Raw genomic sequence first — 16,039 nt, 5'->3', positions numbered from 1 at the left:
CACCTCCAACTACGGTGAATCACGCCCACAAACCAAGCGCAAGCTCTCAGATTCGGATTTCAGGCGCGATGCTCTAAGGTCCGCCGACCTTCAGGCGGTCAACTCGTCCAGGCAGCGGTCGAGCAGGGCGAGATCCACCGGGCGGCGCAGGACCGGGAAGGCGCCGTCGCCCGCCGTGCCGACGGCGGCCATGACGATGATCCGGGTCTGCGGGTAGAGCATCGCGGCGAGCGCCACGGCGCGGCCGCCGTCGTCGCCGGTCTCCTCGCTGTGCAGCAGCGCCACGTTCGGCGCCTCCGCCCCGATGATCGCCAGCGCGTCCAGCGCGCCGTTGGCGTGGGACACGTGGAAACCCCGGCCGGCGAGATGCCGGCTCAATGCGTCGCGATGGTCGGCGTCCGCGTCGGACACCAGGGCGCGGCGTCCGCCATGGCTGGGCGGTTCGATCTTGGCATCGATGCTGAACACCGCCCGTCTCCATCGTTTATGATGGATCGATTATGGAGCGCTGCGTCAGGGTTGTAAACGGTACTACTGTTGAGCGTGGCGCCGCCGGATCGTGACCACCTCGCCCCGCTGCATCAGGGCCAGCATCGGCAGGTCGCTCGGCCGGTTGCCGTAGCCCCAGGTCGGGCCGACCGGGCCGTTGCGCCGGATCCAGTCGCTCACCCGCTCGGCCTTGTCCTGCCGCACGCAGTTGCCGGTGGCGAGCCGCCCGGTCAGGATCCCGTCCACGGCTTCCATCCCGGTGGCCAGCAGGTCGTCCACCCCCAGCCCTCGCAGCAGCGCCGGCATGTAGAGGTCGAGCGCGCCGGTCGCGACCACGACCCGGCGCCCCTGGTCGCGGTGCGCCTTCAGGGTGTCGAGCAGTGGCGCGTGCCAGCGGATGCGGGGGATCATCCGCTCGGCGGCGGCCAGCGCGTCGGCGACGGGCACGCCGCGCAGGGTGCGCTTGAGGAAGATCGCCTTGACCGAGCCGGGAAAATCGGCGCCCGGCCCCCGCCCGCGCAGATGGCGGTGCAGGCCCGAGCGGATGGCGTCGGCCAAGGCCAACGCGGCGCGGCGGCGCCCGATCACTTCGCCGACGAACATCGGCAGGCTGTCGCCGTGGATCAGCGTCCCGTCGAAATCGAAGAAGGCGACGCCGGGGCCGTCACCGGGGTTTTCCGTCGTCTGGATCGGGGCGGGGTCGACCGGGCGCGTGTCGATGGTCTGCATGAGCGCGTTTATCCGGCCGTGCCGGCCGATCCGGCAAGGGATTTCCTTGGGGCATCGCTTGGTGAAGCGCCACGGTGATGTCCGGGAAGCCTCAGTGCAGCATCGGGCCGGGCTGGCCGCCGCCGTTGCCGCCGTGCGACTGGTCGTCGGGTCCCTCGTCGCCCGGGATCGGTGCCTCGTCCCCCTGGAACTCCTCCAGTTGGGCCAGCAGGTCGCCGGAGGCTTCCTCCAGACCGGCCTTGACGGCGATCAGCAGGTTGATGATCTCGCCATTGTCCTGCTCCAACCCGCGCACGCGCTGTTCCAGGCGGTCCAGGCGGCGGATGAGCAGTTCGGACAGGCGGTCCAAACGGGCGAGCACGGGATCGGGTTTGTTGTCGTCCATGGGCGGCCGGTTCCGGTCGGTGGTGTGCGTCCTGACCTAACTTGGGATGCCGAACCGATAAGAGCCAGACCCGCGCCCGGCGCACCTCGCAAGTACTGCGTGTCCCGCTCCGCCCGTGAAGGTGTTGGAGATTCCGGGGGATGCCCGGCCGACGGGCACCCCTTGCGCGCGGATGGACAGGGCGCGCGGATGGTCAGGGCACGCGGACGATCAGGAGTCCTTGTCCTGGTCGTTGCGGCGGTTGTGCGGCACGCCGTAGAGTTCGAGACGATGGCCGATCAGGTCATAGCCGAGGTCGCGGGCGATGGTTTCCTTCAGCCGCTCCATCTCGTCGTTGGTGAACTCGATCACCTCGCCGGAATCGACGTCGATCAGGTGATGGTGGTGATCGCTGCGGGTTTCCTCGTAGCGCGCGCGGCCGTCGCCGAAATCGAGCCGGTCGATGACGTGCGCCTCCTCGAACAGCCGCATGGTGCGGTACACCGTCGCGATGGAGATGCGCGGATCGATGGCCGAGGCGCGGCGGTGGACCTCCTCCACGTCGGGGTGGTCGGTCGCATCCGACAGGACGCGCGAAATCACACGCCGCTGGTCGGTCATCTTCAACCCCTTCTGCGTGCACAGCTCTTCGAGGCGCGAAGGCATGGAGAATCCCCTGTTGTCATGTCTCTGACGGCTTGTTGGGGCGGAGGTCCGCCGCGCCGGCTGCGGGTGTCGGGCCCGTGTTTTCACGCTCCGGCACCCGAATATCCCATCATTATACTGTGTCTCGGAACTATTCTCAAATGTCCCCGTTGGGCCTTCGCGACAAGGGCGGGACGGGCCGGAATCCGCCCGGTGCGGCGGTTCGGCGAGGCGTGAACTGGCCTTTTGGATTAGCCCCGATGGCCGGATGGAAGGGGTGCTCGGAAAGGAATTGCTCATAAACGGCTGTTACCGTCGAAGGAAGGCACGGATCCAGCGCTTCGGCGCGCTGGTCCGCGTGACGTTCCCATCGTGAGGGGAAAAAACGGAGACCGTCGTGGCGCCACCCGATTCGACCGATCCGACGCCCGATGCGGGCGGCGAGGGGGCGGCCTACACCGCCGCCGGATTGGCGGTGCCCGTGGCGCCGGTCGATGGCGGCAGCCCCTGTGCCGACGCGCTCGACCGTTTCCGCCGGCACGCGGACCTGCCGGCGCTGGCGGTGGTGGACGGCGAAGGGCGGCCGGTCGGGCTGATCGACCGCAACAGCCTGCTGGCCTGTGCGGCGGCGGTGTGCCAGGTCTCCGATGTGATGGACCCCGCGCCTTTGACGGTGGAGGCGGATGTCAGCCTGGGCGAGATCGGGCGGCGGATGGCGCGGCTGAAGCCGGCGGCCCTGGTGACCGGTTTCATCGTGGCGCGCAACGGCCGTTACCTCGGCCTCGGCACCGCCACCGGGCTGATGGCGCGCTCGGCCGAGCAGGGCGAGCTGCGCAGCCGGCAGCTCGAGGCGGCGCGGCGGCAGGCCGAGCAGGCCAACCGGGCCAAGACCGCCTTCCTCGCCAACATGAGCCACGAAATCCGCACGCCGCTGAACGCCATGATGGGCTTCGCCGAGATTCTGGAGCAGGAGGTGCTGGGGCCGCACGCCATCCCGCTCTACCGCGAATACGCCCGCGACATCGCGGAGAGCGGCCGGCATCTGCTGGACCTCGTCAACGACCTGCTGGATCTGTCGAAGGCCGAGGCCGAGCGGCTCGATCTGGTCGAGGCGGCGGTGGACGTGCCGCGCGTGGTCAACGGCATCGCCCGGCTTCTGGCGGAGCGCGCCGCGCGCAACGGCGTGCGCATCGCCGCCAGCGTCCCGGCCGACCTGCCGCCCCTGTGGGCGGACGAGCGCAAGCTGCGGCAGATGCTGCTGAACCTGCTGTCCAACGGGGTGAAGTTCACCCCGGCCGACGGGGTGGTGACGGTGGAGGCCCGAGTCGCGGCGAACGGCGTGCTCTGGCTGTCGGTGCACGACACCGGCATCGGCATGTCGGGCGAGGAGCTGTCCAAGGCGCTGGAGCCCTGGGGCCAGATCGACAGCGCGCTGGGGCGCGGTCATGTCGGGACCGGGTTGGGCTTGCCGCTGACCAAATGCCTGATCGAACTGCACGGCGGCCGGCTGGACGTGGTCAGCACGCCGGATCGCGGCACGACCATGGCGCTGGTGTTCCCGGCGGAGCGGGTGGGGCGGACGTAGGGCAGAGGTTGCCGTGCCCCCTCCCTAACCCTCCCCCGCCTTTGGCGGGAGAGGGAACTCCGCCGCGCTCCGACAAGTGTCCTGCCCCCTCTCCCGCGCCAGCGGGGGAGGGTCGGGGAGGGGGCAGGAAGCTTGCGTTTCTTACGCCAGCCCCTTCTCCATCGCGCTCGCCAGACGGCGGGCGAAGGCGGCGGGGTCGGGCAGGGACTCGCCCTCGACGATGCGGGCCTGGTCGAGCAGCAGCCACGCCGCGTCCTCCAGGTTCACCGCCGCGCCCTCGGCCTTGGCCCGGTCGGCCAGCCGCTTGATCAGCGGGTGGGACGGGTTGATCTCCAGGATGCGCTTGGCCCCGGCGGCGTCGGCGCCCAGCTGCTTGTGCTGCTTGAGCAGCCGCTCCAGGTGCATGTCCATGTCGTTGTCGTCCGACACGAGGCAGACGGCGCTGTCGGTCAGGCGCTCGGACTTGCGGACGTCCTTCACGGCGTCGCTCAGGGTCAGCTTCAGCAGGGCCAGCAGGTCGACCAGCTCGCCTTCCGGCGCCTTGTCCTCCGGCTTCTCCTCCTCGCCGCCCTTGATCTTGCCGAGGTCGGCACCGCTGCGGGTCACCGACTTGAAGGGCTTGCCGTCATAGACGCCGACCGAGGGCATCCAGAACTCGTCCACCGGGTCGGTCAGCAGCAGCACCTCGACGCCCTTGGCGCGGAAGCCTTCGAGCTGTGGGCTGCGCAGCAGGCTGTCCACATCCTCGCCCGACAGGGTGAAGATGGCGTCCTGACCGTCCTTCATGCGGCCGACATACTCCTCCAGCGACACCAGACCGTCGCCGGCGGTGCTGCGGAAACGGAGCAACTTCAGCAGCTCGTCGCGGTGCTCGTAATCCTCGTAGAGGCCTTCCTTGAGGACCGCGCCGAAGTTTTCCCAGAAGGTCGCGTATTCGGCGGCGTTCTCCGTGTCCTTGGCCTTCTTGTTCAGTTCCGACAGGACGCGGCGGGTCAGGCCGGCTCGGATCTTCGCCAGCATCGGGTTGTGCTGGAGCATCTCGCGGCTGATGTTCAGCGGCAGATCCTCGCTGTCCACCACGCCGCGCAGGAAGCGCAGGTAGGGCGGGATCAGCCCCTCGGCCGCGTCGGTGATGAAGACGCGCTTGACGTAGAGCTTCACCCGGTGGGCGCGCTTGGGATCGAACAGGTCGAAGGGCTTGGTCGAGGGGACGAACAGCAGGTTGGTGTATTCCAGCGCCCCTTCCGCCCGCCAATGCAGCGTCAGCCACGGCTCGTCGAAGGCGTGGCCGACGTGGTGGTAGAATTCCTTGTACTGCTCGGCCGTGATCTCGTTCTTGGAGCGGGTCCACAGGGCCGAGGCGCTGTTCAGCGCCTTGGCGTCCTCGCCCTCGCCGAAGACGATAGGGATGGCGATGTGGTCGGAGTATTTGCGGACGATAGCGCCGAGGCGGTGCTCTTCCAGATACTCATCGTCACCCTCGCGCAGGTGCAGCACGATCTTCGTGCCGCGCGGCAGGTCGGCGGCTTCCGCGATGGTGAACTCGCCCTTGCCGTCGGACAGCCAGCGCCAGCCCTGGGCCTCGCCGGCCTTGCGGGTCAGCACCTCGACCCGGTCGGCGGCCATGAAGGCGGAGTAGAAGCCGACGCCGAACTGGCCGATCAGGTTGACGTCCTTCTTGCCCTCGGTGTTGGCCTCCTTCAGCGACTTCATGAAGGCGGCGGTGCCCGAGCGCGCGATGGTGCCCAGATTCTCGATCAGATCCTCGCGGTTCATGCCGATGCCGTTGTCGGCGACGGTCAGGGTCCGCGCCTCCTTGTCGGCCAGCAGGCGGACCTGAAGGTTCGGGTCCTCGGCCGACAGCTCCGGCTGGGTCAGCGCCGCGTAGCGCAGGCGGTCGCAGGCGTCCGACGCGTTGGACACCAGCTCGCGCAGGAAGACCTCCTTCTCGCTGTAGAGCGAGTGGGCGACGATGTCGAGCAGACGGCTGACCTCGGCCTGGAAACTGAGCCGTTCTTCGGTCATGGGAGGCACCTTGTCGTGTCGTGTTGCGGGTAAGGGTTCCGAACGGCGGAGATAGGCGAAACCACCCCCCCGGTTCAAGAGGCGGACACGGCAAAACACCACCGCGACCCGGCCGCCCGAAAGGTTTTCTCAACCCGGCGGAGTCGCGGTGGTGCGATGGCGTGAAGTCGGAGCCCCTCTCCCCTTGCGGGAGAGGGGGTGGGATGAGGGGGCGCAACTCTTCTTTCCGCCTTGCGGCGGAACACCCCTCATCCCAACCAGCAGTGCTTGCGGTCGCCTTTGGCGCCCTTCAGCCCTGCCCCTCAAGGGGAGAAGGGCTCTTTTCCGATGCAGTTGTGGTGTTCTCCGACTGCCTTCGGAGTCCGCGCGGAAGGTTACTTCTTCTTCTTGGGCGGCTCCGCGGCCGGCGGCGGCGGGTTGCCGGCGGCCAGCAGCGGGGCCATGTCGGCGCCGTTCAGCAGCAGCTGGCCGGTCTCCGTCATGTCGATCTTGTAGCTGCGGATTTCGGCGCCGGTGTCGTCCTTGCTCACCTGCCCCAGGGCCTGGAGCATCCCGACCATGCCCAGCATGTTCTGGGTGTCCGGGTCGGGCTGGGTGCCGGGGGCGGGCTGCATGGCCTTCACGGCGGCGTCGAGGCCGCGCAGCAGGATGACGGCGCCGCCGGTCACGCCCTGCGGGGCGTTGGCCGCGACGCGCAGCGCGCCGGTGGCGTTGCCGGCGGTGGCCGGGGTGTCGACCTTCATCGAGTCGAGCCGCAGCTCCGTGCCCGCCTCGATCAGGGCGGCCATCGTCTTCTGCATGGCGACGTCGGCGGCGGACGGAGCCGGGGGCGGCGGCGGGGTCTTGGCCTTCTTGTCCTTGGCGGCGGGCTTCGCCTCCTTGGCCTCCTTGGCCTTTTCCTCGGCCTCGGCGGCGACGATCAGGTCGCTGAAGGTCTGCCACAGCGCCGCGTTGGGCAGCTTGGCGGCCGACAGTTCCAGGTTCATCGCCGTCGGCGTGAAGGCCGGTGGGGTCATCGACGGCGTCATGGCGAAATCGCGCGCCTCCATCCCGAAGCGAACGGTCGACAGCGCCTGGTCCAGATCCTCGACGCCGCCCTGGAAGGACATCTGGCCGAGCGAGACGTTGGGGGTCTCGCCGCCGCCCAGCACCGACAGGCCGGTCAGCCGGACCTTGCCGGAGAAGCCGCCGATCAGGCCGTGCAGCATGGGGAGGATTTCCTGCGCGGTCGGCGTCTTGCCGGCGGCGGAGTACTTCTGGGATAGCTTCTGCAGGGCGCCGATCTTGGCGAGGTCGGCGCGGACGTAGCTGTTCTCGACCGCGAGGCCGGCCAGCTTGAACATCTCCTGCTTCTTGTCGTTGGTCGCGGCGACGGCGCCGATGGCCAGCGCGACCGGGCCGCTGAAGGTGGTGGCGCCATCGGGCTTGAGATCCTGCACCAGCGTCAGCGAGCCGATGGTGACCTTGCCGGCGTCGCCGGCGGCGGTGACGGTCAGGTCGTTGTAGGCGGCGTCGACCGTCAGCAGGTTTTCCAGCGGGGCCGACCACGTGCCGGTGAAGCTCTGGCGCCCCAGCGTCAGGTTCGCGACCTCGGCGTAGTCCTCCTCCTCCTCGTCCAGATGCTGGACGGCGATCTTCGAGGGCATGGTGACGGCGATGCCGAACAGGCCGGCGTCGCGTGGCGTGACGGTCAGCAGCACCGTGCCGAACTCGATTCGCGTGCCTTCGGAATCCTCGGCCGACAGGCGGGGCAGGGCGACGTCGTAATGGTCGCCGGCCGGCTTGACGGTGGGCTCGCCCTCCCACTCGAAGCCCAGCCCCTCGCCGTCCTCGGCGGCGGGCGGGAACCAGCGGGTCAGGCCGCTCTTCAGCGTGGCGGCGAGCGCGCGGGCGCCGGCATCGTCGACCGGGGGAACCTCGGCCCGCACCGGGGACCATGCGGCGGCGACCAGCGCGAACAGGCCGCCGGCCAGCAGGCCGGGGTGAAGGGGACGAACGGGCGAACGGCGCATCAAGGACTCTCCCAAGGATTGATTGGCCTCAGTTAAGCGTGATACGCGACGCCGGTCCATCGTCCGAATGGCGTCGTCTGAACGACCGGGCCGGGGTGCGCACCTGTTCTTTCGGGAGAGGCCGGCTCGGGAGGCCGGGCGGGCCGTCAGAAATCCAGGTCGGCGTAATGCTTGGACGGCGGGCAGCCGGCGATGTTGTCGGCCAGCAGGGCGCGGAAGCTGGGGCGCGACTTGATGCGGGCGTACCAGTCCTTGGCTTCCGGGTGCTTGTCCCACGGCACGTTGTCGATGTAGTCCAGGCAGGACAGCTCCGTCGCCGCCGCGATGTCGGCCAGCGTGAAGGTCGATCCGGCCAACCAAGGGCGCCGTTCCGACAGGAAGGCGATGTAGTCCAGGTGGTAGTGGATGTTCGCCAGCCCGGCGCGGATCGCCTGCGGGACGGGGTGGCCCTGTCCGGACAGCCGCTTGATCAGCTTTTCGCCGACGAGGTTCTCGGTGACCTCGCGGGCGAATTTGTAGGCGAACCAATCGACCAGCCGCCGCACCTCGGCCCTATGCGCCACCTCGCGCGGCAGCAGGACCACGTCGGGGTAGGCCTCCTCCAGATACTCCAGCACGGCCAACCCGCCCGCCACGACGGTGCCGTCCTCCTCGACCAGGACCGGGACCTCGCCGGCTGGGTTGAGCTTGAGGAAGTCGGTGCGCCGTTCCCATGGCTTCTCGATCACCGAGTCGAAGGGGATGCCCTTCTCGGCGAGCATGACGCGCGCGATGCGCGACAGGGAATGGACGGGGTGGTGGTACAGGGTCCGCATGGCGGCGGGACTGTAGCGCAACGCATCCTGGGAAAACAGCCCGCGCGACGACGCGGCTGCGCTCCCGTTTGGGGGAGGCCTTAACCCGCTTGCGACATCCGGTAGAGCACCAGCGGTTCCGGTTGGTCGGACGGCGGCGGGACCGGGGTCCAGCCCTTGTGCTCGTAGAAGGCGCGGGCCGCCGCGTTGCGCGCCGCGCAAGCCAGCTGGGCCGAGCCTTGCAGCCGCGACAGCGCCTCGCGCAGCAGGGCGGAGCCGATGCCGCGCTTGTGCCACGCCCCGTCGATGAACAGGTTGTGGATGAAGCGCTCCGACTCGTCGATGGACACGAAGCCGACCACCGCCCCGTTCACCTCGGCGACCAGCACCGCGTCCTCGCGGACGCAGTCGTAGTAATCGTCGAGGCCGAAGCGGTCGGCGGGGTGCCAGGAGAAGGCCGTGCGGCGGCCGTGCAGGAAGATCTCGGCGCAGCGCGGCGCGTCGGCCGCGCCGGCCCTGCGGATCGCGATGGGAAAGCTGTCGCCTGCCGGCATGCGCCCTCCTTTCGTCGAGTGCTGGGCGGTTTTCGGACCCGCCAGCATCAACCCTTCCGGCTCCAGAGTATTCCGGACACGCGAAGGGGGAAACGCTCCTTTGGTCGCGAGAGGGGCGGGGTACGCCCAAAGAAAAAGGGCGGCCCGGATGGGGCCGCCCTTTGGAAAACTGGTCGTTGCCGGCCCCCTCCCTAACCCTCCCCCGCTTTCGCGAGAGAGGGGACTGCCGCTGGAGCTTCGCAAAGCTCCGGCCCCCTCTCCCGCCAAAGGCGGGGGAGGGATGGGGAGGGGGCCTGCGCTTAGGCCCCGCTCACTCCGCCGGGATCGCCCTCGGCAGGGTCACCGGGACGGCCAGACGGTTCAGCATCTCCTTGGGCACGATCTGCCAGAACTTGGTCAGCTCGCGCTCCCAGTCGTTCAGGATCTCGGCGGCGAAGCGGCTGTGGGTCTCCGCGACGTGCTCCTCGATCAGGCCGCGCAGCTGGGCCTCGTAATGCGTGACCTCGACGCGCTGGAAGATGACGCTCTCGTCGTTGATGTAGAGCGGCAGCGAGTCGTCGGCGTCGTAGATGTAGGCCATGCCCCCGGTCATGCCGGCGCCGAAATTGTCGCCGACCTTGCCCAGGATCACCGCCGTGCCGCCGGTCATGTACTCGCAGCCGTTGGAGCCGCAGCCCTCGACCACCACTGTGGCGCCGGAGTTGCGGACCGCGAACCGCTCGCCCGCCTGACCCGCCGCGAACAGCTTGCCGGCGGTGGCGCCGTACAGCACCGTGTTGCCGATGATGGTGTTCTCGTTCGACAGCAGTGGGCTGCTGGTCGGCGGGCGCACCACGATCATGCCGCCCGACAGGCCCTTGCCGACGTAGTCGTTGGCGTCGCCCATCACCTCCAGCTTGATGCCCTGCACCGCGAAGGCGCCCAGCGACTGGCCGGCGGTGCCGCGCAGGCGGACGGTGATGTGGCCGGGCTGGAGCCCGAACATCCCGAACTTCCGCGTGATCATCGAGGACAGCCGCGTGCCGATGGCGCGCTGCGTGTTGCGCGCGTTGTAGGCGAGCTGCATCTTCTCGCCCTCCTCGAACAGCGGGCGGGCGTCGGCGACGATGCGGGCGTCGAGCGTGTCCGGCACCTCGTTGCGGCCCTGGAGCGTGCAGTAGCGGGCGTTCTCGCCGGGATCGACCTGGGCCAGCAGCGGGTTCAGGTCGAGGTCGTCGAGATGCTCGGCGCCACGGCTGACCTGATGCAGCAGGTCGGTGCGGCCGATCACCTCGTTCAACGTGCGGAAGCCCAGCTTGGCCAGGATCTCGCGGACCTCCTCGGCGAGGAAGGTGAACAGGTTGACGACCTTCTCCGGCGAGCCGACGAACTTCTCGCGCAGCGCCTCGTCCTGCACGCAGACGCCGACCGGGCAGGTGTTGGAGTGGCACTGGCGGACCATGATGCAGCCCATGGCGATCAGGCTGGCGGTGCCGATGCCGTACTCCTCGGCGCCCAGCATGGCGGCGATGACGATGTCGCGGCCGGTCTTCAGGCCGCCGTCGGTGCGCAGCCGCACGCGGTGGCGCAGGCGGTTCAGCGTCAGGACCTGATGGACCTCCGACAGGCCCATCTCCCAGGGCAGGCCGGCGAACTTGATCGAGGTCTGCGGCGAGGCGCCCGTGCCGCCCGAATGGCCCGAGATCAGGATGATGTCGGCGTTGGCCTTGGCGACGCCGGCGGCGATGGTGCCGATGCCGGAGCGGCTCACCAGCTTCACCGTCACCTTCGCGTCCGGGTTGATCTGCTTCAGGTCGTAGATGAGCTGGGCCAGATCCTCGATCGAGTAGATGTCGTGGTGCGGCGGCGGGCTGATCAGCATCACGCCGGGGGTGGCGTGGCGCAGCTTGGCGATCATCTCCGTCACCTTGAAGCCGGGCAGTTGCCCGCCCTCGCCGGGCTTGGCGCCCTGGGCGACCTTGATCTCAAGCTCGCGGCACTGGTTCAGGTACTCGGCGGTGACGCCGAAGCGGCCCGAGGCGACCTGCTTGATGGCGGAGTTCCAGTTGTCGCCGTTCTTGTCGGGACGGAAGCGCGCCGGATCCTCGCCGCCCTCGCCCGAGTCGGACTTGGCGCCGATGCGGTTCATCGCGACGTTCAGCGTGCCGTGCGCCTCGGGCGACAGCGCGCCCATCGACATGCCGGGCGTGATGAAGCGCTTGCGGATCGCGGTGATGCTCTCGACCTCGTCCACCGGCACGGCCGCCTTGGTCGAGCGGAACTCCAGCAGGTCGCGCAGCTGCATCGGCGGCCGCTTGTTCACCTGCTCGGAGTACTTCTTGAAGGTGGTGTAGCTGTCGTTGGTGACGGCCTGCTGGAGGGTGTGGATCACGCCGCCCTCCCAGCCGTGGCGGTCGCCCGACTTGCGGAAGCGGTAGAAGCCGCCGACCGGCAGCGCGACGACCGCGTTGTCGTAGGCCACCGCGTGCTGCTCCAGCACCTTCTTCTGGATGCCGTTCAGGCCGATGCCGGAGATGCGGCTGACCATCGCCGGGAAATGCTCGGCGACCAGCGCGCGGCTCAGGCCGATGGCTTCGAAGTTGCAGCCGCCGCGGTAGCTGCTGATGACCGAGATGCCCATCTTGGACATGATCTTCAGCAGGCCGTCGTCGATCGACTTCTTGACGTTGGCCATCGCCTTTTCCAGCGGCAGCGACCCCAGCAGGCCGCGACGGTGACGCTCGGCCACCGCCTCCTGCGCCAGATAGGCGTTGACGGTGGTGGCGCCGACGCCGATCAGCACGGCGTAGTAATGGGTGTCCAGGCACTCGGCCGTGCGCACGTTCAGCGAGGTGAAGGTGCGCAGGTTGCTGCGGATCAGGTGGGTGTGGACCGCGCCCGTCGCCAGGATCGCCGGGATGGCGGCGCGCTCGGCGCCCATCGCCTCGTCGGTCAGCACGACGTGGCTGGCGCCGCCGCGCACCGCGTCCTCGGCCTCCAGCCGGATGCGGCGGAGCGCGTCGCGCAGCGCGTCGGGGCCGCCGTCCACCGGGAAGGTGGCGTCGATCTGGGCCAGCGTGTCGCCCATGTAGCCGCGCATGGCGCGGAACTCGGCGGTCGTCAGCACCGGGCTGTCGAGCTGGAGCAGCCGGGTCTGGCTCTCGTCCTCGTCCAGGATGTTGCCGAGGTTGCCGAGCCGCGTCTTCAGGCTCATCACGCGGCGTTCGCGCAAGCTGTCGATGGGCGGGTTGGTGACCTGGGAGAAGTTCTGGCGGAAGAAGTTGTGCAGGCCGCGGTACTTCTCGGACAGCACGGCGATGGGGCTGTCGTCGCCCATCGAGCCGATGGCCTCCTTGCCGTCCTCGGCCATGGGATGGAGAATCAGCTCCATGTCCTCCATGGTCAGGCCGAAGGCCATCTGGCGGCGGCGCAGCTCGGCCTTGTCCATCTCGGACGGCTCACCCTTCAGGGCGGCGTCCTTGACCAGCTCGTCGAGGTGGGTGGTGTTCTTGACCCACTGGCCCCACGGCTTCTGGGCCGACAGATGGTCCTTCAGCGCGCGGTCGTGGTAGAGCTTGCCCTCCAGCAGGTCGACGGCGATCATCTCCCCCGGCCCGAGGCGGCCCTTCTCGACCACCTGGGTCTCGTCGATCTTCACCATGCCGGTCTCGGACCCGCCGATGATCAGGCCGTCCGTCGTGATGGTGTAGCGCATCGGGCGCAGGCCGTTGCGGTCCATGCCGCCGACGACCCAGCGGCCGTCGGTCATGGCGAGCGCGGCCGGGCCGTCCCACGGCTCCATCACCGAGTTGCAGTAGGCGATCAGCGCCTTGTGGTTGTCGGGCGTGGTCTTGGAGCTGGTCAGCGCCTGGGGCACCAGCATCATCTTGACCATCGGCGCCGTGCGGCCGGCGCGGACCATCACCTCGAACACCGAGTCGAAGGCGCCCGAATCGGACAGGCCGACGCCGATGATGGGCTTCAAGTCCTGCATGTGCGCCCCGAAGGCCGGGTGCTCCATGCGGGTCTCGTGCGCCTTCATCCAGTTGACGTTGCCCTTGAGCGTGTTGATCTCGCCGTTGTGGGCGAGCATGCGGAAGGGCTGGGCCAGCGGCCAGGTCGGGAAAGTGTTGGTCGAGTAGCGCTGGTGGTAGATGGCGAAGCTCGACTCGAACCGCTCGTCGGTCAGGTCGGGGTAGAAGGTGGTCAGCTGCTCGGCCAGGAACATGCCCTTGTAGATCAGCGAGCGGGCCGACAGGGAGCAGATGTAGAAGTCGTTGATCTGCTCGCCGCGCACCGCCTTCTCGATGCGGTTGCGGATGATGTAGAGGTCCAGCTCGAACTGCTCGTCGGACACGCCCTTGGTGTTGCCGACGATGATCTGCTCGATCTCCGGCCGGGTCGCGTTGGCCTTCTCGCCGATGATGTCGACGTTGATCGGCACCTGGCGCCAGCCGTAGATGTAGTAGCCGAAGCCAAGGATCTCGGTCTCGACGATGCAGCGGCAGGCTTCCTGGGCGTCCAGGCTGACGCGCGGCAGGAACACCTGGCCGACGGCGAGGTTGTTGTCGGGCGCGCGGTGGCCGATGATCTTGACGTGGTCCTTGAAGAACTTCTGCGGGACCTGGACGTGGATGCCGGCGCCGTCGCCGGTCTTGCCGTCCGCGTCCACGGCGCCACGGTGCCAGACCGCCTTCAGCGCCTCGATGCCTTTCTCGACCACCGAACGGCGGGGCTTGCCGTCGATCGCGGCGATGAAGCCGACGCCGCAGGCGTCGTGCTCATCCTCCGGGTTGTAGGCGTTGGCAGTGGTCAGCGCCGCGGCGTTGGCGCGGAAATCGGCGACGAACTGCTCACCCTGGTTCAACTCGGTGGTCATGGAACGACCCTTTCACAGTCTGAACGTGGACCTGGGGGTTGGACCCCTGGGGTAGAGGAGGGCGCGTCTGCCCCCTCCCTAACCCTCCCCCGCCTACGGCGGTGGAGGGGACTGCCGCCGCCTTCCCACAAGGCCCCCTCTCCCGCGAAGCGGGGGAGGGCCGGGGAGGGGGCCGGCGCCTGAACCTATTCCGCCGCGACGGCCAGCGCGACGCGCTCCGTCTCGGCCTGCGCGTAGGCGTGCATGGCTTCGGCCGCGTCGCGCCCGTCGCGGATGGCCCAGACCACCAGCGAGGCGCCGCGCACGATGTCGCCGGCGGCGAAGACGCCGTCCAGGCTGGTCATCTTGGTGCGGTGGTCGACCAGCAGCGTGCCCCAGCGGGTGACCGTCAGGTCGGGCGACCCGAAGGCGCCCGGCAGGTCCTCCGGCTCGAAGCCCAGCGCCTTGATGACCAGATCGGCCTCCTCGGTGAACTCGGAGCCCTCGATCACCTGCGGGGTCTGGCGGCCGGTGGCGTCGGCCACGCCCAGATGGATGCGCACGGCGCGCACGCCGGTCACCACGTCGTCGCCGGTGAAGCCCTCGGGCGCCGCCTGCCAGACGAACTCGACGCCCTCCTCCTCGGCGTGCGCCACCTCGCGCTGCGAGCCCGGCATGTTCTTGCGGTCGCGGCGGTACAGGCACTTCACCGAGGTGGCGCCCTGGCGGATCGCCGTGCGCACGCAGTCCATGGCGGTGTCGCCGCCGCCCAGCACGACGACCTTCTTGCCGTCGGCGTTCAGCGAGCCGTTCTCGAACGCCTCGACGCTGTCGCCCAGGCTCACCTTGTTGGAGGTGGTCAGGTAGTCCAGCGCCGGCACGATGTTCTTCAGGCCGCAGCCCGGCGCCTTGATGTCGCGCGCCTTGTAGACGCCGGTCGCGATCAGCACGGTGACGTGGCGCTTGCGCAGCTCGCTCAGCTCGGCGTCGCGGCCGACCTCGAAGTTCGGGTGGAAGACCACGCCGGCGTCGGCCAGAAGCTGCACCCGGCGGCCGACGACGTCCTTCTCCAGCTTGAAGCCGGGGATGCCGTAGACCAGCAGGCCGCCCATGCGGTCGTGGCGGTCGTAGACATGCACCTCGTAGCCCTTGGCGCGCAGCTCCTCGGCGGCGGCCAGACCGGCGGGGCCGGCGCCGACGATGCCGACCGACAGGCCCAGCTCGCGGACCGGCGTGCGCGGCTTGACCCAGCCCTGCTCCCAGGCGGTGTCGTTGATGTACTTCTCGACCGAGCCGATGGTCACGGCGCCGTGGGTCGACTGCTCGATGACGCAGTTGCCCTCGCACAGCCGGTCCTGCGGGCAGATGCGGCCGCAGATTTCCGGGAAGTTGTTGGTCGACTGCGAGACCTCGTAGGCCTCCTCCAGCCGGCCCTCGGCGGTCAGCTTCAGCCAGTCGGGGATGTTGTTGGAGACCGGGCAGTGGACCTGGCAGAAGGGAACGCCGCACTGCGAGCAGCGGTTGGCCTGCTCGTTGGCGCGCTCGTCGGTGAAGCGGGCGTAGATCTCGGCGAAGTCCTGGCGGCGCTCCTCGGCGGTGCGCTTGTCGGGCATCTTCTGCGCGGTGTGCACGAAGCCCAACATCTTCTGGCTCGCCATGACTTCTGCTCCTTCTACGCGGCACCGCGCCGTGAGGGGCGACCGCCTGACCGGGGACACCTTGGCACCGCCTAAGGCCACCGGCTGGGTTGAAACCGAACGTCCGCGTACGGGCGGACACTCGTCATATATCGCATGCTGCGGCGCGGTGGAAGCACAAAACAGACGATAGGTATTGTTTGTTGACCTTTTCATTCGTAATTCAGACCGGATTGGTACGCATGCCGGCGGTTTCATAAATTCGGAAAGAAAATTAGTCCCGAAACGGACCTTTACCCCAAAGAGGGGTACCGACCCCACGACATCGCAAAGCCCGGCCATGGCTGCTATAAGCCCGGACAGCGATC

The 16,039-nt window shown here is 68.7% G+C and carries 11 protein-coding genes; 1 reads left to right on the top strand and 10 read right to left on the bottom strand.

Annotation, left to right across the window (positions count from 1 at the left end; translation table 11 throughout):
* Positions 1–90: 90 nt before the first annotated feature.
* The 4 genes from EJ913_RS25020 to EJ913_RS25005 form a co-directional block, all read right to left on the bottom strand.
* Complete coding sequence (locus tag EJ913_RS25020; protein ID WP_127003049.1) at positions 91–468, bottom strand: DNA-binding transcriptional response regulator; 378 nt, start codon at positions 466–468, stop codon at positions 91–93.
* A 63-nt stretch (positions 469–531) separates the two neighbouring features.
* Positions 532–1,218 (bottom strand): HAD family hydrolase, encoded by a 687-nt coding sequence (locus tag EJ913_RS25015; protein WP_127003047.1) that lies wholly within the window; start codon positions 1,216–1,218, stop codon positions 532–534.
* Between the two features lie 91 nt (positions 1,219–1,309).
* Positions 1,310–1,603 (bottom strand): hypothetical protein, encoded by a 294-nt coding sequence (locus EJ913_RS31860; protein WP_185909925.1) that lies wholly within the window; start codon positions 1,601–1,603, stop codon positions 1,310–1,312.
* 210 nt (positions 1,604–1,813) lie between these two features.
* Positions 1,814–2,248, bottom strand: a complete 435-nt coding sequence (locus EJ913_RS25005) for a Fur family transcriptional regulator (protein WP_127003045.1) — start codon at positions 2,246–2,248, stop codon at positions 1,814–1,816.
* 376 nt (positions 2,249–2,624) lie between these two features.
* Between EJ913_RS25005 and EJ913_RS25000 the strand changes: the two genes are divergently transcribed.
* On the top strand, positions 2,625–3,812 hold the full coding sequence (locus tag EJ913_RS25000) for an ATP-binding protein (protein WP_127003043.1): 1,188 nt from the start codon (positions 2,625–2,627) through the stop codon (positions 3,810–3,812).
* 141 nt (positions 3,813–3,953) lie between these two features.
* Here the strand turns inward: EJ913_RS25000 and htpG are convergent, their stop codons facing one another.
* The 6 genes from htpG to EJ913_RS24970 all read right to left on the bottom strand — a co-directional run bounded on the left by htpG (position 3,954) and on the right by EJ913_RS24970 (position 15,692).
* Positions 3,954–5,837: a molecular chaperone HtpG gene (gene htpG / locus EJ913_RS24995; protein ID WP_127003041.1), complete on the bottom strand. Its 1,884-nt coding sequence runs from the start codon at positions 5,835–5,837 to the stop codon at positions 3,954–3,956.
* Positions 5,838–6,211: 374 nt separating this feature from the next.
* Entirely contained in the window at positions 6,212–7,849 is a 1,638-nt protein-coding gene (locus tag EJ913_RS24990) for a hypothetical protein (protein ID WP_127003039.1), read from the bottom strand.
* Between the two features lie 146 nt (positions 7,850–7,995).
* Entirely contained in the window at positions 7,996–8,664 is a 669-nt protein-coding gene (locus EJ913_RS24985) for a glutathione S-transferase family protein (RefSeq protein WP_127003057.1), read from the bottom strand.
* 80 nt (positions 8,665–8,744) lie between these two features.
* Positions 8,745–9,197, bottom strand: coding sequence for a GNAT family N-acetyltransferase (locus tag EJ913_RS24980; RefSeq protein WP_127003037.1), 453 nt, complete (start codon positions 9,195–9,197; stop codon positions 8,745–8,747).
* A 310-nt stretch (positions 9,198–9,507) separates the two neighbouring features.
* Positions 9,508–14,055, bottom strand: coding sequence for a glutamate synthase large subunit (gltB, locus tag EJ913_RS24975; protein WP_127003035.1), 4,548 nt, complete (start codon positions 14,053–14,055; stop codon positions 9,508–9,510).
* Between the two features lie 185 nt (positions 14,056–14,240).
* Complete coding sequence (locus EJ913_RS24970; RefSeq protein ID WP_127003033.1) at positions 14,241–15,692, bottom strand: NAD(P)-dependent oxidoreductase; 1,452 nt, start codon at positions 15,690–15,692, stop codon at positions 14,241–14,243.
* Between the last annotated feature and the right edge of the window lie 347 nt (positions 15,693–16,039).

This window comes from Azospirillum doebereinerae (assembly GCF_003989665.1).
Lineage (GTDB): Bacteria > Pseudomonadota > Alphaproteobacteria > Azospirillales > Azospirillaceae > Azospirillum > Azospirillum doebereinerae.
This window is presented reverse-complemented; position numbering and strand designations above follow the sequence as displayed.

Bases quoted from the DNA above. Each gene is read 5' to 3' on its own strand.
- EJ913_RS25005 (WP_127003045.1), bottom strand. From the start codon at position 2,248: ATGCCTTCGCGCCTCGAAGAGCTGTGCACGCAGAAGGGGTTGAAGATG.
- htpG (WP_127003041.1), bottom strand. From the start codon at position 5,837: ATGACCGAAGAACGGCTCAGTTTCCAGGCCGAGGTCAGCCGTCTGCTC.
- EJ913_RS24970 (WP_127003033.1), bottom strand. From the start codon at position 15,692: ATGGCGAGCCAGAAGATGTTGGGCTTCGTGCACACCGCGCAGAAGATG.
- gltB (WP_127003035.1), bottom strand. From the start codon at position 14,055: ATGACCACCGAGTTGAACCAGGGTGAGCAGTTCGTCGCCGATTTCCGC.
- EJ913_RS25015 (WP_127003047.1), bottom strand. From the start codon at position 1,218: ATGCAGACCATCGACACGCGCCCGGTCGACCCCGCCCCGATCCAGACG.
- EJ913_RS24980 (WP_127003037.1), bottom strand. From the start codon at position 9,197: ATGCCGGCAGGCGACAGCTTTCCCATCGCGATCCGCAGGGCCGGCGCG.
- EJ913_RS24985 (WP_127003057.1), bottom strand. From the start codon at position 8,664: ATGCGGACCCTGTACCACCACCCCGTCCATTCCCTGTCGCGCATCGCG.
- EJ913_RS24990 (WP_127003039.1), bottom strand. From the start codon at position 7,849: ATGCGCCGTTCGCCCGTTCGTCCCCTTCACCCCGGCCTGCTGGCCGGC.
- EJ913_RS31860 (WP_185909925.1), bottom strand. From the start codon at position 1,603: ATGGACGACAACAAACCCGATCCCGTGCTCGCCCGTTTGGACCGCCTG.